The sequence below is a fragment of the Carboxylicivirga linearis genome, assembly GCF_018271995.1.
Classification (GTDB): Bacteria; Bacteroidota; Bacteroidia; order Bacteroidales; family Marinilabiliaceae; genus Carboxylicivirga; species Carboxylicivirga linearis.
Window position 1 is genome coordinate 64,778 of sequence record NZ_JAGUCO010000008.1, and the last position, 20,096, is coordinate 84,873.

Annotated in this window: 16 protein-coding genes; 7 read left to right on the forward strand and 9 right to left on the reverse strand. The window is 36.0% G+C overall.

Annotated elements, in window-relative coordinates:
- Positions 1-4: 4 nt before the first annotated feature.
- Both KEM10_RS12530 and KEM10_RS12535 read right to left on the reverse strand, forming a co-directional pair.
- The gene (locus tag KEM10_RS12530; protein ID WP_212216354.1) at positions 5-2,380 is read right to left on the reverse strand and encodes a GumC family protein; all 2,376 of its coding nucleotides are present in this window, start codon (positions 2,378-2,380) and stop codon (positions 5-7) included.
- Entirely contained in the window at positions 2,380-3,141 is a 762-nt protein-coding gene (locus KEM10_RS12535) for a polysaccharide biosynthesis/export family protein (protein WP_212216355.1), read from the reverse strand. The genes KEM10_RS12530 and KEM10_RS12535 overlap by 1 nt, the downstream gene beginning before the upstream one ends.
- A 162-nt stretch (positions 3,142-3,303) precedes the next feature.
- Between KEM10_RS12535 and KEM10_RS12540 the strand changes: the two genes are divergently transcribed.
- Entirely contained in the window at positions 3,304-3,933 is a 630-nt protein-coding gene (locus KEM10_RS12540) for a hypothetical protein (RefSeq protein WP_212216356.1), read from the forward strand.
- Here KEM10_RS12540 and def read toward each other — a convergent pair whose 3' ends face one another.
- Positions 3,934-4,488 carry a peptide deformylase gene (def, locus tag KEM10_RS12545; protein ID WP_212216357.1) on the reverse strand — a complete coding sequence of 185 codons (555 nt, stop codon included), beginning with the start codon at positions 4,486-4,488 and terminating at the stop codon, positions 3,934-3,936.
- Complete coding sequence (ruvX, locus tag KEM10_RS12550) at positions 4,485-4,901, reverse strand: Holliday junction resolvase RuvX (RefSeq protein ID WP_212216358.1); 417 nt, start codon at positions 4,899-4,901, stop codon at positions 4,485-4,487. The genes def and ruvX overlap by 4 nt, the downstream gene beginning before the upstream one ends.
- Positions 4,902-5,270: 369 nt before the next feature.
- Here ruvX and KEM10_RS12555 point away from each other — a divergent pair, with 369 nt between their 5' ends.
- The 4 genes from KEM10_RS12555 (at position 5,271) to trxA (ending at position 6,867) form a co-directional block, all read left to right on the forward strand.
- On the forward strand, positions 5,271-5,684 hold the full coding sequence (locus tag KEM10_RS12555) for an Hsp20/alpha crystallin family protein (protein WP_262897925.1): 414 nt from the start codon (positions 5,271-5,273) through the stop codon (positions 5,682-5,684).
- Between the two features lie 103 nt (positions 5,685-5,787).
- Entirely contained in the window at positions 5,788-6,288 is a 501-nt protein-coding gene (locus KEM10_RS12560) for an Hsp20/alpha crystallin family protein (protein WP_212216360.1), read from the forward strand.
- Positions 6,289-6,347: 59 nt separating this feature from the next.
- Positions 6,348-6,548, forward strand: coding sequence for a hypothetical protein (locus tag KEM10_RS12565; RefSeq protein WP_212216361.1), 201 nt, complete (start codon positions 6,348-6,350; stop codon positions 6,546-6,548).
- 19 nt (positions 6,549-6,567) lie between these two features.
- Positions 6,568-6,867, forward strand: coding sequence for a thioredoxin (gene trxA, locus KEM10_RS12570; protein WP_212216362.1), 300 nt, complete (start codon positions 6,568-6,570; stop codon positions 6,865-6,867).
- Between the two features lie 231 nt (positions 6,868-7,098).
- Here the strand turns inward: trxA and ppdK are convergent, their stop codons facing one another.
- The 5 genes from ppdK to rho all read right to left on the reverse strand — a co-directional run bounded on the left by ppdK (position 7,099) and on the right by rho (position 18,124).
- Positions 7,099-9,804: a pyruvate, phosphate dikinase gene (gene ppdK / locus KEM10_RS12575; RefSeq protein ID WP_212216363.1), complete on the reverse strand. Its 2,706-nt coding sequence runs from the start codon at positions 9,802-9,804 to the stop codon at positions 7,099-7,101.
- A gap of 408 nt (positions 9,805-10,212) precedes the next feature.
- Positions 10,213-11,223 (reverse strand): dihydroorotate dehydrogenase-like protein, encoded by a 1,011-nt coding sequence (locus tag KEM10_RS12580; RefSeq protein WP_212216364.1) that lies wholly within the window; start codon positions 11,221-11,223, stop codon positions 10,213-10,215.
- 182 nt (positions 11,224-11,405) lie between these two features.
- Entirely contained in the window at positions 11,406-14,945 is a 3,540-nt protein-coding gene (gene nifJ / locus KEM10_RS12585) for a pyruvate:ferredoxin (flavodoxin) oxidoreductase (RefSeq protein ID WP_212216365.1), read from the reverse strand.
- 58 nt (positions 14,946-15,003) lie between these two features.
- A complete protein-coding gene (locus tag KEM10_RS12590) occupies positions 15,004-16,170 on the reverse strand; it encodes an AAA family ATPase (RefSeq protein WP_212216366.1) in 1,167 nt (388 codons plus the stop codon).
- Positions 16,171-16,330: 160 nt separating this feature from the next.
- The gene (rho, locus tag KEM10_RS12595; protein WP_212216367.1) at positions 16,331-18,124 is read right to left on the reverse strand and encodes a transcription termination factor Rho; all 1,794 of its coding nucleotides are present in this window, start codon (positions 18,122-18,124) and stop codon (positions 16,331-16,333) included.
- Between the two features lie 300 nt (positions 18,125-18,424).
- Between rho and KEM10_RS12600 the strand changes: the two genes are divergently transcribed.
- Together KEM10_RS12600 and rpe are read left to right on the forward strand one after the other, a co-directional pair.
- The gene (locus tag KEM10_RS12600) at positions 18,425-19,288 is read left to right on the forward strand and encodes a sigma-70 family RNA polymerase sigma factor (protein ID WP_212216368.1); all 864 of its coding nucleotides are present in this window, start codon (positions 18,425-18,427) and stop codon (positions 19,286-19,288) included.
- A 126-nt stretch (positions 19,289-19,414) separates the two neighbouring features.
- Positions 19,415-20,065, forward strand: coding sequence for a ribulose-phosphate 3-epimerase (rpe, locus tag KEM10_RS12605; RefSeq protein WP_212216369.1), 651 nt, complete (start codon positions 19,415-19,417; stop codon positions 20,063-20,065).
- The last annotated feature ends 31 nt before the right edge of the window (positions 20,066-20,096 follow it).

A 20,096-nucleotide genomic window follows, 5' to 3' on the forward strand; every position in this document is an offset into this window, starting at 1 on the left:
AGTTCTATTTCAAATCAGATTCTTCAGAATTGTATTTATTGTAGTACTCGTATCGATACTTTCTATCCTCTAATCGACTGGCATTCAATAATACACCAATATTTTTCACCTCTTTTTGTTGCATATCAGCGAATACCGACTCTACAATAGTTTTCTTACTGAAGTTTTCGCGTACAACAAATACATTTATATCAGAATACTGCATCAAAAAGTAAGCATCACTCACAACACCAATTGGTGATGAATCCACAACTATATACTCATACTGCTTTTTTAAACTTCGAAAAATATCTTTGGTTGTTTCACCTGCTATCAACTCAAGTGGATTAGGAGGAATCACACCAGGTGTAATCACTTCCAGTCCTTTATATTGGGTGGTTTGTATAATATCAGATAACACTTTACTACCCACATAATAGGAAGCTAATCCAACCTTGTGATCATCCACCAAATTCGCATATTGTTTGCTTTTTCTTAGATCATATCCTACTAAAACCACTTTCTTACCCATACTGGCTAATGAAAGGGCCAGGTTTAACGAAACAAAACTCTTTCCCTCACCAGCAACACTTGAAGTAACCAGCACGGTCTTATGCGTTTCTCTTTTGATGAAAAAGAACAGGTTAGTACGTATGGTTCTGAACGTTTCTGCAATTGCCGTATTCGGATTTTTAGCAACAACCACTTCTTCCTTATCTGTATTTTTAAGAACTGAACCCAAGAAGGGTAAATCACTAAACTCATCCAACGCTTGCTCTCCTTTTATTCTATCATCAAAAAAGCGTAACAGCATAATTAGCATTGATGGAACCAAAATACCTAATAAAACAGCCAGACTATAGTTAATTTGAGGATTGGGAAATACTTGCCTGATCAATTGAGCAGGTTCAACTATTTCATGCTCGGGTAAATTAGATGCTTTTGCTATTTGAGCTTCAGCTCTTCGTTGCAATAAAAAGGTATAAATAGCATCATTTAATTGAAACTTACGTTCGAAGCCAACTAACTGCCTCTCTGTTCGCGGCAGGGCTTCCAGGCTTCTTTTAGTCTCATTGATCTTACTATTTAAATCATTCATTGTGCGATCAAGCGTTCTGAGTGAGAATTCGATATTCTCAATAATTGGTTTTTTCAAACTCTCAATCTGAATCTCAATATTTCTCAGGTAAGGACTTTTCTCTTGCTTTTTACCAATTAACTCGCTTCGCTGATTAACTAAAATAATTAAATCTCTCATCAAATCATTTAAGGTCTGATCCGTAATTCCCATTGATGAAGGTACAACCAGGTCTGATAGATCATCATTTTCCTCAAAAAACTCATCTAAGTACTGATAATACTGATATTGCCTGTCGGTTGTTGATTTTTCCAGTTCCAGCTGATGTAAACGTTCAAATATACGCGTTGCTTTACTTGAAATATCAATCACCTGGTTACCTGAACGAAAACTTTCCAATCGATGTTCAGCTACTGTTAGTGAGTCTGAAATCTCTTCTAACTGCGAGTTGATGTAAGCAATGGTATTTTGTGCTAAATGGTTTTTTCTGTTAAGATTCTTTTTTAGATAAATATCTGTCAGCGTTGTAACAAAATCGATGGCTTTTTCTTTCGAATGGTCCTTTAACCTTATTTCAACAATACTAACTTCGGGATTTTCAGGTGCCACCTTCAAATTATCCTTTATTCCTTTTACAACTGAGTTTTTATCTTTAAAAACAAAGCAATACCGGTTTCCAACAATATCTTGAAGTTGAGAAGCATCCTTTAAAAACACCCTGAAACTAAACAAGTCATCCATAACCAAATCTGACTGAAAATAAGATCCTTCTACAGCAAGATTACCAATGCTTTTCTTTATCTGACCCGAGCTATAATCAATTGTTGTTACCTCATCCTCTTCGGCCTCAATATAAAATTTACCATCTGCTAAGAATTCAATGCAAAAGCTTACATTAATTGCCTGTACATGACTTGAATCATACAAAACCACAAAAGGAGCAGCATGATAAATTTCTTTTTCTATAAGATTGGATGTTTGATAGTATTCTACTTCCAGATTAAGCTGTTCAACCGTTTCAGTGATTAATGGAGTTGATTTTAATATCAGCATCTCATTTTGAAAAGCTCTGTTCTGATCGAACAGCTGAAAACTTTGCAGAAATTCCGTTGCTTTCTGACTTTGTAAACTACTATTTTCTTTAATATAAATGCTTGATGACACTTCATAGGTTGGAGCAATAATTTTGCCCAGAACAAAAGCTATTAGTATAAAATCAACAATGGCAATTACATAAAAATACCATTTCTTTAATACTATACTAACTACCTTTTTAAGGTCGAGATATTGATCTTTATTTTGTTTTTGCGAAGTGTCGTTCATCAATCATTATTTATGTAGTTAGCAACTAAAATAAAGGTAGTTATACCTGATAAGATAAGCGCCCAAGGAAATGTATCAATCCCCCATTTCCGTTTATTCATTGGTTCAACATAAACCACATCATTAGGTTTTAGGTAAAAAGTGTTTTTACCCAATAGATCAACATCTGTCAGGTCTATTCTTTGCTTAGTCACCGTATTATTTTCTTCTCTAACGACCACTGCATATTTTCTGTTGCCATATACGTTTACATCACCAGCCATTCCTAAAGCCTGAAAAATATTTATATGCTCTGTTGCATAAAAATACCTGCCTGGATTTTCAACATAACCCAACACTGTAATATTCTTATTTACAAATGATACCTTTACTGTTGGCTCGTTCAAATACATTTCCAGTTCTTTCTGTATTTTATTTGCTGCCTCATCCGTATTTAAACCCAGCACATAAAACTGTCCGATAATAGGAAGCTGAATATTCCCCTTATCATCAACCACATACGAAACCATTGCCAGATCATTCTCAGAACGACCTCCACCATAACGATTTGCATCATTACTCATGAAATTTATTCTTCCATCATCTAAAGAAGTAACTTGAAGATATAATTGATCAAAGGCTTTAATCTTTATCTTTTCGTTTTCATTCGTATACTTCACAAGAGTATCAACCATTGCTTCATCCTGCAGATAAATGATATCCTTTTGAGGTACACAACCAAGAACAACAAGCAATATAATAAGTGATGTAATCGTTTTCATGTAGGTTTAAGTTCAATAAGCATTAATAACTAAAAATATAGATATTTAGCCGCCATCCCGCTTTTTTTTTACGAATTAACTCTTTTACCCTATTAAAGCTTTTAAATAAATGATTACAAAAACATAATTTTCTATTACTTTGTTTTCTCCAATCCCGAACAAATGAATCGAAACAATAAGTCTGCTCTTGGTTTATTCTCAATTATCCTGAATATCAATTTCATCTTTATAATTCTTGCGATAATATGGGGAATTGCTAAAAAAGAACCATCAATGAAATTTCAGGAATATGGATTCATCACAAAGTTTTCGGCCTTACAGCTTTTTATTATTGGAATAGTTTGCTTTCGTTCATTCCAAAATACGAAGAAGATTATATGGTTGCTAATCGCTTTAGGATTTTCATTTCTTGCCCTTGATGAATTGTTTCTCATTCATGAAAACCTGGACCAATGGATTCACAACATATTCAATTTAGAAAAGACAAAATGGACTGATAAAATTGATGATTTTATTATTCTTTTCTATGGTATAATCGGTGCCATTTTCATGACCGGGAATTACAGAGTTTTTATAAAAAACAAACCCGGTTTACTTATAACAGCAACCGGATTTTTACTTATGGTTCTGAGTGTTATTATTGATACAACTACCAACGATACACTTGTTTTTTCTACTAAATTAATTGATGGCGATATACAATATCACATAGCTGCTATCATTGAAGAATCCTTCAAGATCATTTCTGAAGGAACTCTTCTTACCGGCTTTATTACTTACTTAAAAAGTTAGTTATTTAGCCGTTTTTATACGATAGCTTACCTTTACGTCTCCTTTTGATATTTTAGTAAGCTTACCCTTTAGTAATCTTTTCTTTAAAGGATTCAGGTAGTCGACAAACAGAGTACCTTCAATATGGTCATACTCATGCTGAATAACTCGGGCAGCAAAACCTTCGTACACCTCGTCTTTCAACTCAAAATTTTCATCAACGTATTTAATACGAATTTTTGAAGGACGTTTCACCTCTTCTCTGATTGTTGGCAAACTCAGACATCCTTCTGATTCTGTCACCTCTTTGCTTTCTAAAAGCTCAATTTGAGCATTAATAAAGACCTTTTTCATTCCTTCCAATTCAGGAAACTCGTCTTTTAAAGGATCTGCATCAATTACAAATAAACGAATAGATTTACCTATTTGAGGAGCAGCAAGTCCAATGCCATCAGAATGATACATGGTTTCCCACATATTGGCAATTATCTCATTCAAATTTTCATAGTCTTGCTTAATTTCATCTGCCACTTTTCGTAATACCGGATGGCCATACACCACAACAGGATAAATCATAATCTATTTTGTTCCAAATATGTTTGTAAAATAATAGTTGCACTCACCTTATCTACCAGCTCTTTATCTCTGCGAGCCTTCTTTTTTAGCCCTCCATCAATCATTGCCTGAAAAGCAATCTTTGATGTAAAACGTTCATCCACCCACACAACAGGTATTTGAGGCAACTTGTTTTTTAATCGATTCACAAAGGGCTGAATATATTTCATCGACTCGGAATCTTCACCTGAATTTTGAGTAGGATGACCAATAACAATCGTTTCTACCTCTTCCTCTTTCATATAATTTACGATAAAATCAAAAAGTTCATGTGAAGCAACTGTTGTTAGTCCATTTGCAATTATTTGCATGGGATCTGTTACAGCTATTCCGCTTTTTTTTCTACCATAATCGATAGCCAATACTCTGCCCATAATCCATTTTTGTGCAAAGATAACAGAATATGCCGAAGCAATGGCTGTTGTTATATCTGCAATTTAAATGAGCTTTCAAGAATGGTATCAAAACATTGTCTTTTTGACAGTAAAACCATCACACACAAGTCATTATGACACCTCCATATAATCCCATACTGACATTTTTTCACATAGCTTTTTATCCCAAATTTATTATCATTTTCTATCTATTTGAATTATTGTTAATTACAAAACGGCATTATTAAAATGATTGATTTCTGGCATTTAATTTGAAATTTATAAAGCGAAATTAATTGATGTTTAACTAAAATTTTGGAGGAACAAGCCATGACACTTGCTAGATTATCAAACAATTGGTTACCATCAATGCCTTCAATCTTTGATCGATTTTTTGATGGCGAATTGATGGATTGGAATAACAGCAATTATTCTAGTACTAATACTACAATGCCTGCTGTTAACGTAAAAGAAAACGACAATGAGTTTCTGATTGATGTTGCAGCTCCCGGAATGAAGAAGGATGATTTTAAGGTTAGCTACGACAATGGTAGATTAACAATATCATCGGAATTGAAAAACGAAAAGGAAGAAAAAGATGGAGAAAAAGTCACTCGTCGTGAATTTAGTTATCAATCCTTCCAACGTTCATTCACTGTTTCGGAAAGCATGGTAGAGTCAGAAAACATTGCTGCCTCGTATGAAAATGGAATACTTCACATTACCTTACCTAAAAGGGAAGAAGTGAAGCCCAAACCTTCGAGACAAATTGACATTAAGTAAACTAACGGGGCAGATTAACTGCCCCCTTTATTTAAATACTAATGTCAAAATAAAAACATTGATTTAACGCTCAATAAGTATTTAACCTTTAAAATTGTGAGCCATGAAAACTACAATAATATATAGTAATCCGCTTAGTTTTTTTAATCCTTGGGTCGAGACTTGTTTAAGTGAACCAATAGATCAGTTTATCAGTCCAAATATTCAAGTAACAAATCACACATCAACACATTATAGATGGGAATTTAACCTTCCTGAATACTCAAAAAAGGACTTAAAAATTGAGTTAATCAACAATTTATTGACACTGAGCGCAAACAAGAAACAATCATCATATTTTAATCGTAAGCTTAAAAGTCATTCGAGATTTACAACTCAAATTGTGATTACGGACGATATGGATGTTGAAAAAATTAATTCAAAATTTAAAAAAGGCATTTTAAAATTAGAGATCCCAAAGAAAAAGGAATCTGTAAGTTACCGTGAAATTCCTGTTTTAGGAAAGAACTCTTTTGAAAGATTTAACCAAGCATCAGACAATAAAAAAAGATGGTTTGATGTTTTAAAAGAGAAAGTTTTGACAACTTTTAAACCCGCTGTATAAGCAGAATTAACTGTTTTGAAGCATACTAATCTAACTATAAAAACCTTAAAGAATTTACCATGTTGGAGCATCAAATAAAAGTATTGAAAAGCGTAAGTGGAAATCCGGAATTATTGAAAAAAGAACTGGAAAAATCAATGCAGTGGTTAAACAACAAAGAACAAGAACAATTAATAGAATGGTTTAAAGAAAACCTGATGGAAACTCATTCTGATATACTTAATGAGTTTTTAAGTTCAAAGTTTGATTTTGCATCATAATTGTCAGAACAAGAGTTTTATGAAAGGTAACTTTAATAGTATTATACAATCTGATACGCCTGTATTGGTCGATTTTTTTGCTGAATGGTGTGGTCCATGCAAAACACAAGCTCCTATTTTAGTTGAGCTATCACGAGAAATGGAGAACAAAGTCAAAATCATTAAGATTGACGTAGATAAGAATCCAGAAATTGCTCAGCGATTTCAAATAAGAGGAGTACCAACTCTTGCTATCTTCAAGAATGGTTCAAGTGTTTGGAGGCAGTCGGGTGTTGTTGATAAAAACAGCCTGAAGAATATCATCCTTAATCATCAATGATATTAGACTGTTAGTTTTTAGGCAGTAGTCAGTAGTTTATTTGCAAAACTTTTAAACTCATTCCACTGAAATAATTTCAATAAAAAATTATTAGACTGTCAGAAGCTAGATATTAGATGATTTACGATGCTTTCTATCATCCTTGCAAATACCAATATTAGGAGATATCTTCAAAAAAACAAAAGGTCGCCCAAACGAGCGACCTTTCTTTATTTCAATTAATTTATTTGCTTATCGTAGACTTGCCTGCGCTGCTGCCAATCGTGCAATAGGCACACGGAAAGGAGAACAACTTACATAGTTCATACCAGCTTTAACACAGAACTCAACGGATGAAGGCTCACCACCATGCTCACCACAAATACCCACTTTTAAAATTGGGTTTGTTTTTCGGCCTCTTTCAATTCCCGTATGAACCAATTGTCCAACACCTTCCTGATCCAACACCTGGAAAGGATCATTTTTCAGAATACCTTGTTTCAGATACACAGGTAAGAATTTACCGGCATCGTCACGAGAATATCCAAACGTCATTTGCGTAAGGTCATTAGTTCCAAATGAGAAAAACTGTGCCACCTCTGCAATTTCATCAGCTGTAAGAGCTGCACGAGGGATCTCAATCATGGTACCTACCATATAATCAACCTTATCTCCTTTTTCTTTGAAAACCTGATCTGCTATATCCCGAACAATTTTTTCCTGCATCTTCAGCTCCTTAACTGTTCCCACCAATGGAATCATAATCTCAGGGAATGTTGGCTTACCTTCCGCCTTTAATTCAAGAGCAGCTTCTAAAATTGCTCTTGCCTGCATCTCAGTAATTTCAGGATAAGTGTTACCCAAACGACAACCACGATGCCCCAGCATTGGGTTGAATTCATGCAGATCTTCTACTTTCTTTTTAATTACATCAACTGAAACTCCCATTTCTTTGGCCATCGACTCCTGATTTTCCTTTTCATGAGGAACAAACTCATGTAATGGAGGATCCAGAAGGCGAATGGTAACCGGGAAGCCAATCATAGTATTCAATACATCTTTAAAGTCCTGACGTTGTATAGGTAATAATTTATCCAAAGCTATACGTCGGCCTGCTTCATCATCTGACAGAATCATTTCACGCATTCGAACCAAACGTTCACCTTCAAAGAACATATGCTCGGTACGACATAAACCAATCCCCTGTGCACCAAATTCACGAGCAACTTTAGCATCCCTTTCGGTTTCTGCATTGGTACGAACATCAATCTTTCTGAACTTATCAGCCAATTCCATTATCTCACCAAAATCTCCACTTAACTCTGGGTCTTTTGTGGCAATCTTACCTTCATAAATATCACCAGTAGATCCGTTTAACGAAATCCAATCTCCTTCTTTAAAAGTCATACCGCCGGCAGCTAACGTACGAGCTTTAGCATCTATTTTACACTCTCCTGCTCCTGACACACAGCACTTACCCATACCACGGGCTACTACAGCTGCATGCGAAGTCATACCTCCCCGAGCGGTTAAAATACCACGTGCAATGTCCATACCTTCCAAATCCTCTGGAGAAGTTTCAATACGAGCTAATATGGTAACCGGGAATTTTCCTGCCTCATCGGCATGAAATACCAACTGACCGGTAGCCGCACCTGGAGATGCAGGAAGCCCTGTAGCTAATACATTTGCTTTAACCATAGCATCCATATCAAACACAGGGTGCAACAACTCATCTAATTTATTTGGTTCCTGACGAAGAACAGCTGTTTTTTCGTCAATCATACCTTCGCGAAGCATATCCATTGCAATTTTTACCATTGCAGCAGCTGTTCGCTTACCATTACGGGTTTGTAGCATCCATAATTTACCATCCTGGATAGTAAACTCAAGATCCTGCATATCTTTAAAATAATTTTCCAGCTTTTCCTGAACATCAAATAACTCAGCGTAGGCCAATGGCATAGCTTCCTCTAAAGATGGAAATTTAGTAGCTCTGTCTTCTTCCGATACTTTTGCTAGTTTTGCCCAACGAAGCGAACCTTCTTTTGTAATTTGTTGCGGTGTGCGAACCCCAGCTACCACATCTTCACCCTGTGCATTAATAAGATATTCACCATTGAAAATATTCTCACCTGTAGCTGCATCACGGGTAAAGGCCACTCCTGTGCCTGAGTTATCGCCCATATTACCAAATACCATTGCCTGAACATTAACCGCAGTACCCCATTCTGCAGGTATCTGATTAATTTGACGATAATAAATAGCCCTAGGATTCATCCAGCTATCAAATACTGCCGCCACAGCACCCCATAATTGCTCCCATGGATCAACCGGGAAATCATGTCCTGTTACTTTTTTAACGGCTGCTTTAAATTTAACAACCAAATCTTTTAAATCATCAACATCAAGATCTGTATCATTCTCCACTCCTTTGGCTTCCTTTACCTCATCCATTATCTGTTCAAATGGATCGATATCTTCTTTTGATTCGGGTTTCATTCCTAAAACCACATCACCATACATTTGCACAAACCGACGATATGAATCCCAGGCAAACCGATCGTTACCTGCTTTTTTAGCAATCGCCAAAACCGATTCATCATTCATTCCGAGGTTTAATACCGTATCCATCATACCAGGCATAGACACTCTTGCTCCGGAACGTACAGATACTAAAAGGGGATTATCTTTAGAGCCGAATTCCATATTCATGGTAGCTTCGACTTTTTTCATAGCTTCTTTTACCTCACTACGTAACAAACCGACCATCTTCTCACGGCCCATTTCATTATATTCAGTACAAGTATCAGTTGTAATAGTAAAACCTGCTGGAACAGGCACTCCAATTAAATTCATTTCGGCCAGGTTAGCTCCTTTACCGCCAAGTAGATTTTTCATATCAGATCTTCCTTCGGCTTTACCATTACCGAAGGTGTAAACTCGTTTGTTGCTCATACTTAGATTTATTTAGTTATATAAAATGTAGATTTAATCGAATCAACGGATTACTTTATGCCCATTTTCGTTAAAACATCGCAATATTTCCTAATTATTGTAAAAGCTTTCGCTAGTTTTTTAACTTAGGAAAGAGGAATACACACTTGTTCGAAACACACTCTATCACCTCATTGTCAACGCCCGACACCAACACCCTCAAGGTTTCCTCAAGAAATCTTTCATAATATTAATAAATAATTAGCAGGACAAAGCACAGAAAACCAAAAAATATCAATTTTTTAATGTGAATATTTTTTATATGATCTTTTTTAAAATTTTAATCACTTGGAATTGTTTGAGCATAAAAAAAGTGTCAGCTCAATAAAACTAACACTTTACAAAAGGTTTATTTTCAATGTTTTTTATTTAATGCACAGGATATTTTTTCATATACTCTTTCGATTTCATTAAATAATCAACATATTGAGCACGTTTATAGGCATGTGGATCTTTCACATTTTTCTTACATAACTTACCTTTAAAATCCTCAATCTTATCATATCCTTTTTTCTTCATCCAAATTGTGAGATCTTCCAACATTCGGCTTATTTGAACAACACCATTTTTATAAACTGTACTTACAACCTGAACAGTATCAGAACCTGCCAGAATCATTGAAATCAGATCGTCGCCATCCATAATACCAGTATTACTACAGATACTGCCATCAATATTACATGATAATAAACCAGCAAAACGTAAAGCCAAACGATTATCGCCTTTATTACTTAAGTTATAAGGCATCTTCAGATCTTCTTTTTCAACATCTATATCGGGTTGAAATAAACGATTAAACAGCACAAATGCATCTGCACCATTATTATCCATCCGATATACTACATTCATTAAATTAGTGTAGAAAGGACTTAACTTTACACTAACCGGTATACTTATAGCTTCTTTAACTTTTCTCAGAATTTCAATTCTTTCATCCTCTACTTGTCCGGCCGACTTATCAACATCTGATATAGTCGAATAGAAGTTTAACTCAATTCCATCCACTCCTGTTTGTTCCAAATTTTTAGCATATTCAACCCAGCTTACATCATATACGCAATTTAAACTTGCTATAACAGGAATAGAAACCGTTTCCTTCAATTTTTTAAGTGCTAACAAATGCGCTCTTGGCCCTGAATGTTCAACCTGAGGGAACAAAGAAATCATCTCAGCATTACGTTCATCATACTCATGCAGTTCTTCTTCTAATTCGGCAGCTTCAAGGTGCAATTGTTCTTCGAAAAGCGATTTATAAACAATTGCTGCAGCACCAGCATCTTCTAATTTCTTAGCCATTTCAAGGTCTAAAACCAGGTTACTGGCTCCAATAATAATGGGATTCTTCAATTCAATCCCCATGTAAGTGGTCTTTAAATCCATAATTAAGGTGATATTAAAGGGTTTTATACTATTCTAACTATAAAACAAATTGTCTGTTCAAATGGTTCTGAAGCACTTACAAATGCCTTTAATCAAGTTCGGTAAAAACAAATACTATTTCAAGTAATAGCACAAAAAAAGCCGCTCCAACGGAACGGCTTTTCTAATAAAATATGTTGCAATTATTCAATTACTTCATAATCAATTTCAGACAAGCGCTTATAAGCACTATAGCGCCATTTAGCATTTGTCTCTGCTGCGTTAAATAAAACTTTCGCATCTTCAGGGAAAGCTTTCATTAAGGCAGTATAACGAACCTCGTTACTCAAGAAACTTTGGAATTTATCCCATTGTGGTGGTTTCGAATCAAGCATAAACGGATTCTTACCTTCCTCTTCGTTCATTGGATTGTAACGATACAAGTGCCAGTATCCACATTCAACAGCTTTCTTACCTTCTTCCTGCGTTTTACCCATACCGGTACGGATACCGTGAGCGATACAAGGAGCGTAAGCTATAATTAATGATGGTCCTGGGTAAGCTTCTGCTTCTTTCAATGCTTTGAAGTACTGAGCCTGATTAGCACCTATTGCCACCTGAGCAACATATACATAACCATAGGTAGTAGCCATCAAACCAAGATCTTTTTTACGGATACGTTTACCTGAAGCAGCAAACTTAGCCACCGCACCTACAGGAGTTGACTTAGACGATTGTCCACCTGTATTTGAGTAAACCTCAGTATCCATTACTAAAATATTCACATCCTGACCTGAAGCAATAACATGGTCTAATCCACCATAACCGATGTCATAAGCCCATCCGTCACCACCAAAGATCCATACTGATTTCTTAATCAGATAATCTTTAATAGCCAGAATATCTTTAGCAATAGCATGTTTTTCATCAGCCAATGCAGCTAAAACAGCTTTTGATGCAGCTTCTGATTTAGCACCATCATTCTTAGTTTCTAACCAACCTTCGAATGCAGTTTTGGTAGCTGGGCTAACTTCATCAATTGATTCATTCATGAAACGCTCTATACGATCACGAATCTTATCAACTGCAGTTGCCATACCTAAACCATACTCAGCATTATCTTCGAATAAAGAGTTTGCCCAAGCAGGACCTTTACCTTCTTTATTAGTACAATAAGGAGTTGCCGGAGCTGATCCACCATAGATTGAAGAACAACCTGTAGCATTGGCAATCATCATGCGCTCTCCGAACAACTGAGTGATTAACTTGATATATGGAGTCTCACCACAACCGGCACAAGCACCAGAGAACTCAAATAATGGTTGAGCAAACTGAGAAGCTTTTACGTTCATGTTTTTATCCATAACGGTATCCTTGATCGCAACTTTTTCAGCCATATATGCCCAACGCTCAGCCTCAGCCATTTGACTATCCAAAGGCTTCATCTCAAGAGCTTTTGTCTTAGCCGGACAAACATCAGCACAGTTACCGCAACCAGTACAGTCTAATGCACTTACCTGAATACGATATTGCAAGCCATCAAATCCTTTACCGTTTGCTTTCTTAGCCTCTGTTCCTTCAGGAGCACCTGCTAATTCAGCCTCATCTAATAAGAAAGGACGAATGGCAGCATGAGGACAAACATAAGCACATTGGTTACACTGAATACAGTTATCCATTTTCCACTCAGGAATATCAACTGCGATACCACGTTTTTCAAAAGCAGTTGTTCCCGGAGGCAAAGTACCATCTTCGCGACCTTTGAAAATACTTACAGGTAAATCATCACCTTTTTGAGCATTTACAGGGAATACAAAGTCCTGAATAAACTGCGGTGCATTAGGATTATTTGGTGCTACAAATGAATCTTTTAATTTAGCCCATTCAGCTGGAACGGTAATTTCAGCAACCTGACCACCTTGCTCTACAGCTTGGTAGTTCATGTTTACAATACCTTCTCCTTTTTTACCGAAAGACTTAACAATTGCTTTCTTCATTTCTTCAACTGCCTGATCGTAAGGAATTACGTTAGCAATTTTAAAGAATGCAGACTGCATGATAGTATTGGTACGGTTACCCAAACCAATTTCTACAGCAATTTTAGTAGCATCAATTGTATAGAATTTAATTTCGTTTTCAGCTAAGAAACTTTTTACGTGATTTGGTAAACGAGTTTCCAACTCAGCTTCGCTCCAAGAACAGTTCAATAAGAATGTTCCACCTTTTTTCAAGCCTTTCAACATATCATACATATTTAAATATGCTGGTACGTGACAAGCCACAAAGTCTGGAGTATTTACCAAATAAGGTGAACGAATTGGTGTATCACCAAAACGTAAGTGAGAAATAGTGATACCACCCGATTTTTTTGAATCGTATGCAAAATATGCCTGAGCGTATTTATCTGTGTTATCACCAATAATTTTAATTGAGTTCTTATTAGCACCTACAGTACCATCTGAACCTAAACCATAGAATTTACCTTCGAAAGTACCATCAGCAGCTAAACTGAATTCAGGTAATAATGGTAATGAAGTGAATGTTACATCATCAACAATACCTACTGTGAAGTTATTCTTAGGCTCGTCTTTTTTCAAATTTTCGTACACACTCAACATCATAGCTGGTGTAGTATCTTTTGAAGATAAACCATAACGACCACCTACAACAACAGGTGCATCTTTTTTTCCGTAGAATAAATCACGAATATCTAAATACAAAGGCTCTCCGTTAGCTCCCGGCTCTTTAGTACGATCTAAAACAGCAATTTTCTTAACTGTTTTAGGGAATGCTTCGAAGAAATATTTTGCTGAGAAAGGACGATACAAATGAACGGCGATCAAACCAATTTTCTCACCTTTCGCTACCTCTGCATCAATTACTTCTTTAATTGTATCACAAATAGATCCCATTGCAACCACAATATGCTCAGCATCCTCAGCACCGTAATAATCAAACGGACGATACTTACGACCTGTAATTTTACTGATTTCATCCATGTAATCAGCAACAACATCTGGCAATGCATCATAGAATGAATTTTGCGCCTCACGAGCCTGGAAATATACATCAGGGTTTTGAGCTGTACCTCTGGTAACAGGGTGCTCTGGATTCAATGCATTATCGCGGAACGACTGAAGACCTTTCTGATCAACCAAACCAGCCAAATCATCCTGTTCCATCAACTCAACTTTTTGAATTTCGTGAGATGTACGGAATCCATCAAAGAAATGCATGAAAGGAACACGTGTTTTAATAGATGCTAAGTGAGCAACACCAGCCAAATCCATTACTTCCTGCACGCTACCTGTTGCCAACATAGCAAATCCGGTTTGACGAGCAGACATAACATCAGCATGGTCACCAAAGATTGATAAGGCCTGAGCAGCCAAACTACGAGCACTAACATGGAAAACACCCGGTAATAACTCACCTGATATCTTATACATATTAGGGATCATCAACAATAATCCTTGAGATGCAGTAAATGTTGAAGTTAAAGCACCAGCTTGCAATGAACCATGCACTGCTCCTGCAGCTCCGGCTTCTGATTGCATTTCTTCTACTTTAACGGTTTCTCCAAAAATGTTCTTTCTTCCGGCTGCAGCCCATTCGTCTACATTTTCTGCCATATTGGAAGAAGGTGTGATGGGGTAAATAGCAGCCACTTCACTAAACATGTATGCAACATGAGCAGCAGCATGGTTACCATCACAGGTAATAAACTTTTTTTCTTTAGCCATTTTATATACTCCTAATAATTAATTGGTTATATCAATATATAATTCAAAAGAATTAATTCTAATATAAAAATCCGAACAACCACAAAGGCACCTCATTCGCCGATCCCACTTCTAACATATCATGGCTATACCAACCATCATATGTTTTATCCTTCACTTGTCCTTCTTCAATAATGGTAAAATCGAATTGCTTATTCACAAGAAAGTCTCCTTTCTTTCCCAGGTCAATACTGTTTTCAACACCAACCTGATTTAAAAAGAATGTGCGATTTAACTTTATCTGATCCACATCTCCATGCATCACTGAAGATAGTAGATTAGAATTGTGCAAATAAACCATTGCCGGCTTTTTTGCCACCTCTCCATCTTCAAAAAGTAAATTGATTAATCGACCATTTTTCAGGTAGTTCAAGTAATTCATCACTGTTGCTCTTGAGGTTTCAATCTCCTGACTTAAACGGCTCACATTTGGCTGAAAAGGAGCAACTTTTGCAATTGAATACAGCAATTTACGTAATTTGGGCAAATACTTCAATTCTATTTGCTCAAGATAACTGATATCAATCTCTAAAATCAGGTTAATATTTTTAACCACATTTTCGAGATAATTTCTCTTTTCGAGGAAAAAAGGATAATAACCGTGCTCAAGATAGTTGGAAAAATAAGCTAAGGGCTTAACCTTACTTATAACATCTTCACATATTTCAACATGATTATTTATGATATCATCAAGGGATATAGGTTGAAAATCTGTCCCCGCTTCCATGTTTAAATATTCACGAAATGAAAAGCCTTCCAGATTGTATACTTTTACGCAATCTTTTAAGTCAGATTTTCGCAGGCGCATTACAGCTGATCCACTGAACACAATCTTCAAATCGGTGAAATGATCGTAGCAGTATTTTAATTCTTTCGACCACTCGGGATATTTGTAGACCTGATCCAGAATTAAGATTTTTCCCCCTTTTTTCTGAAACTCGTCTGCAAATGAAATAATCGATCTTTCGGTGAAGTAAAGATTGTTTAAATTGACATACAAACAGCTTTTATCAAACCCAAACCTTCTTTTTGCTATATCTAAAAGAAATGTCGTTTTACCAACTCCTCTTGCACCTTTTATACCGATTAACCTGTGATTCCAATCAATCCGATCCATCAGCTCCCTTTTAACCGGCACTCCAAGATGTTTAAGCAGGTACTTATGTGTTTCAAAAAATGATTGCATAGTCATTTATTAACTATACAAATGTAAAATCATTTGCCATTTAATTGCAATGTCAACATTACAATTTCAATAAAACAGTGCTATTTATAATTATTAAAAATAAAAAAATGGCCGTTTGTTATTCACAAACGGCCACCTGTTCTATTATTGGTGAAATATCCTAATTATCATTCATTGAGATAAGGAACTCTTCATTTGAATTGGTCTTCTTCATTCTATCGTGTAAAAATTCCATTGCCTCTACCGGAGTCATATCCGAAAGATAATTACGCAATATCCATATACGATTCATAAATTCCGGATCCATCAATAAGTCTTCGCGACGTGTACTTGACAAGTTGACATCCACAGCAGGGAAAATACGCTTGTTCGACAAACGACGATCCAACTGCAGTTCCATATTACCCGTACCTTTAAATTCTTCAAAGATTACCTCATCCATCTTCGAACCAGTTTCTGTTAATGCTGTTGCAATAATGGTTAAAGAACCACCATTTTCAATATTACGCGCTGCACCAAAGAATCGTTTTGGACGGTGTAAAGCATTTGCATCCACACCACCCGACAATACTTTACCTGATGCTGGCGAAACAGTATTATAAGCACGAGCCAAACGAGTAATCGAATCTAAAAGAATAACCACATCGTGTCCGCACTCAACCATTCTCTTAGCTTTTTCAAGCACAATGTTAGCCACTTTCACATGACGTTCTGCTGGTTCATCAAATGTAGACGACACTACCTCTGCATTTACACTTCTGGCCATGTCGGTTACTTCCTCAGGACGTTCATCAATTAACAGAATAATCATATATACTTCAGGATGATTAGAAGCAATTGCATTTGCCACATCCTTAAGCAATACGGTTTTACCTGTTTTTGGCTGAGCAACAATCAAACCACGCTGCCCTTTACCAATTGGTGAGAACATATCAACTACACGAGATGAAAGGTTTGATTTTGGTCCATCTGTCAAATTAAATTTCTCATCTGGAAAGATTGGCGTTAGGTGATCGAACTGAACACGGTCGCGCACAATAGCAGGAGTTCTGCCATTGATAAGCTCAACCTTTATTAAAGGAAAATACTTCTCTCCTTCTTTTGGAGGTCGAATAGATCCCAACACAGTATCACCCGTCTTTAAACCAAATAATTTAATTTGTGATTGAGACACATATATATCATCTGGAGAATTCAGGTAATTATAGTCTGAAGAACGAAGGAATCCATAACCATCAGGCATAATTTCTAAAACACCCGACGCAGAAATAATACCCTCAAACTCATAAGGTTTTTCATCCTTACGATCAAACTGTCTGCGGTCTTTATTTTTATCCTGCCATTTTCTTCCGCCTTTGTCATCCTGGTTGCGATGATCTCTTTCAGGACGTTCACTTCTATCTGAACGCTCTTTTCGATCATCACGCTTTTTCAACTCTTTTACAGGAGCTTCAGAAGATGGAGATTCTATCTTAGTAACTCCTTCGTCTTTTTTATCTTCAGCTTTCGCTTCAACCTTTTCCTCAGGAACTGGCTCTTCAACTTTTGGCTCCTTAGCAGGTTTTACCTTCTCTGCTTTAGGCTTTTCTGATTTTACCTTCTCAGCCTTCTTAACTGGCGTCTTTTCAGCCTTTGGTTTTTCTTCCTGCGGCTTCTCAGCCTGAGGTTCATCAGTCATAGAACTGGCAGCTTCAGCCACCTTAGAAGAAACAGAAGATGCTACCAATCCACCATCACGCTGAGTACGTGGTCTTTTAGATCGTGGTTTTTTATCTGCTTGATTATCTTTTTTAGCTGGCTTCTTTTTTTCAGTAACCTGAATAGCCTGCTCATCAAGAATCTTGTAAATAAGATCCTGTTTTTTAAACGACTCAACTCGCTTTATATTAAGATCTTTAGCGATTTGTCGCAAATCGGCAAGTAGCTTTTTGTTAAGCTCTAAAATATCGTACATAATCTATAGAATAAGGAAAGTCCTTAGAACTAAATAAAATTCTTATTTAAATTGAAAGTTAATTAAAGAATTGAATACCTGACAGGCATCAACTTTTTACTTGTCTGGACAAATGTATGTAATCTTTGTATCTGATCAAAATAATTTAATAACATTAAACAGTTAATTCATAAAATAAAACAGCATTTACCTTTGTGTTTTCTTTTTTTTTCTGCAATTTTAAAAACAACACACGAACCAAATGATTAAAAACATGTTATAGAATGAAGAAGCCCCTAAACTACACAATAACTGTTAAAAATGAGACAACTTAAAATTACAAAACAGGTAACCAACCGAGAAACCCCCTCTCTTGATAAATACCTCCACGAAATTGGTAAAGTACGGCTTCTAACTGCAGAAGAGGAGGTTAGTCTTGCAAAAAAAATTAAAACTGGTGATAATAAAGCACTGGAACAACTCATAAACTCCAACTTAAGGTTTGTTGTATCCGTTTCGAAACAATATCAAAATCAAGGCTTAAGCCTGCCCGACCTAATAAATGAAGGCAATCTGGGCCTGATAAAAGCAGCCCAAAGATTTGACGAAACACGCGGCTTTAAATTTATTAGTTATGCTGTTTGGTGGATACGTCAATCGATATTGCAAGCTTTAGCTGAACAAGCGCGTATTGTGCGCCTGCCGTTAAATAAAATAGGATCAATAAATAAAGTAAACAATGCCTTTTCGAGGTTAGAGCAAGATTTTCAAAGAGAGCCTACCGCTGAAGAAATAGCTAAAGTACTAGAAATTGCACCTAAAGAAGTTGGTGAAGCACTTAAAGTATCATCTCGACACTTATCAATGGATGCACCATTAAAGAAAGACGAAGACAATACTTTATATGATGTACTATTATCATCAGACACCATTAGTCCTGACACTCATTTATTAGACGATTCGCTACGAAAAGAGATAGAAAGATCATTAGCAACCCTTTCCACCAGAGAGTCTGATATTATTAAGTTATATTACGGATTAAATGGAGAACCTCCCTATTCACTTGAAGAAATTGGGAAACTATTTAATTTAACTAGAGAGAGAGTTCGACAAATAAAAGAAAAAGCCATTAAAAGGCTGAAGAATACCTATCGTAGTAAAATTCTACGTTCATTTTTGGGGTAATTCCTACCTGGTCCCCAAATTATAGAGTGAGTAAAAATTCATTAGATTTCAAGTTTATCTTAAAAAGTGATTTTTTTGATATTGTATTCTATTGTATTTTTGCGGCAAATTAAAATTAATACCCCGATGAAACATTTGATTGCTCCGTCTTTATTAGCAGCTGATTTCAGCAATTTGTCATCTGAAGTAGACATGATCAATAAAAGTGAAGCTGATTGGTTTCACCTTGATATTATGGACGGTGTGTTTGTTCCTAATATTTCATTCGGCATTCCAGTTTTAGAATCTATTAAAGATAAATGCAAAAAACCAATGGATGTTCATCTTATGATTGTAGATCCTGATCGTTACATTAAAGCATTTAAAAATGCAGGAGCAGACATTTACAATGTTCATTACGAAGCATGTACTCACCTCCACCGCACTGTTCAATCAATTCATAAAGAAGGTATGAAGGCCGGGGTAACATTAAATCCTCACACCCCCGTTGCTCAACTTGAAGAGATTATTACTGATTTAGATTTGGTATTACTCATGTCAGTTAATCCAGGTTTTGGAGGTCAGAAATTTATTGAAAATACTTATCCAAAAATTGAACGATTAAAAGAACTTATACTTAAGAAAAATAGTAGTGCTTTGATAGAAGTTGATGGAGGGGTAGATAATACCAATGCCAGAAAATTATTAGATTGTGGTGCAGATGTTTTGGTTGCAGGTAGTTATGTTTTCAAATCCAAAAATCCTGTTCAGACCATATCTCTGTTGAAAGAAATTTAAATTTTTATTGGAGTAATTTTATTATCTTTGC

What these genes read in the sequence shown, in the direction of transcription:
- KEM10_RS12530 (WP_212216354.1), bottom strand. Translation starts at nt 2,380, where the DNA reads ATGAACGACACTTCGCAAAAACAAAATAAAGATCAATATCTCGACCTT.
- KEM10_RS12535 (WP_212216355.1), bottom strand. Translation starts at nt 3,141, where the DNA reads ATGAAAACGATTACATCACTTATTATATTGCTTGTTGTTCTTGGTTGT.
- KEM10_RS12540 (WP_212216356.1), top strand. Translation starts at nt 3,304, where the DNA reads ATGAATCGAAACAATAAGTCTGCTCTTGGTTTATTCTCAATTATCCTG.
- def (WP_212216357.1), bottom strand. Translation starts at nt 4,488, where the DNA reads ATGATTTATCCTGTTGTGGTGTATGGCCATCCGGTATTACGAAAAGTG.
- ruvX (WP_212216358.1), bottom strand. Translation starts at nt 4,901, where the DNA reads ATGGGCAGAGTATTGGCTATCGATTATGGTAGAAAAAAAAGCGGAATA.
- KEM10_RS12555 (WP_262897925.1), top strand. Translation starts at nt 5,271, where the DNA reads ATGCCTTCAATCTTTGATCGATTTTTTGATGGCGAATTGATGGATTGG.
- KEM10_RS12560 (WP_212216360.1), top strand. Translation starts at nt 5,788, where the DNA reads ATGAAAACTACAATAATATATAGTAATCCGCTTAGTTTTTTTAATCCT.
- KEM10_RS12565 (WP_212216361.1), top strand. Translation starts at nt 6,348, where the DNA reads ATGTTGGAGCATCAAATAAAAGTATTGAAAAGCGTAAGTGGAAATCCG.
- trxA (WP_212216362.1), top strand. Translation starts at nt 6,568, where the DNA reads ATGAAAGGTAACTTTAATAGTATTATACAATCTGATACGCCTGTATTG.
- ppdK (WP_212216363.1), bottom strand. Translation starts at nt 9,804, where the DNA reads ATGAGCAACAAACGAGTTTACACCTTCGGTAATGGTAAAGCCGAAGGA.
- KEM10_RS12580 (WP_212216364.1), bottom strand. Translation starts at nt 11,223, where the DNA reads ATGGATTTAAAGACCACTTACATGGGGATTGAATTGAAGAATCCCATT.
- nifJ (WP_212216365.1), bottom strand. Translation starts at nt 14,945, where the DNA reads ATGGCTAAAGAAAAAAAGTTTATTACCTGTGATGGTAACCATGCTGCT.
- KEM10_RS12590 (WP_212216366.1), bottom strand. Translation starts at nt 16,170, where the DNA reads ATGCAATCATTTTTTGAAACACATAAGTACCTGCTTAAACATCTTGGA.
- rho (WP_212216367.1), bottom strand. Translation starts at nt 18,124, where the DNA reads ATGTACGATATTTTAGAGCTTAACAAAAAGCTACTTGCCGATTTGCGA.
- KEM10_RS12600 (WP_212216368.1), top strand. Translation starts at nt 18,425, where the DNA reads ATGAGACAACTTAAAATTACAAAACAGGTAACCAACCGAGAAACCCCC.
- rpe (WP_212216369.1), top strand. Translation starts at nt 19,415, where the DNA reads ATGAAACATTTGATTGCTCCGTCTTTATTAGCAGCTGATTTCAGCAAT.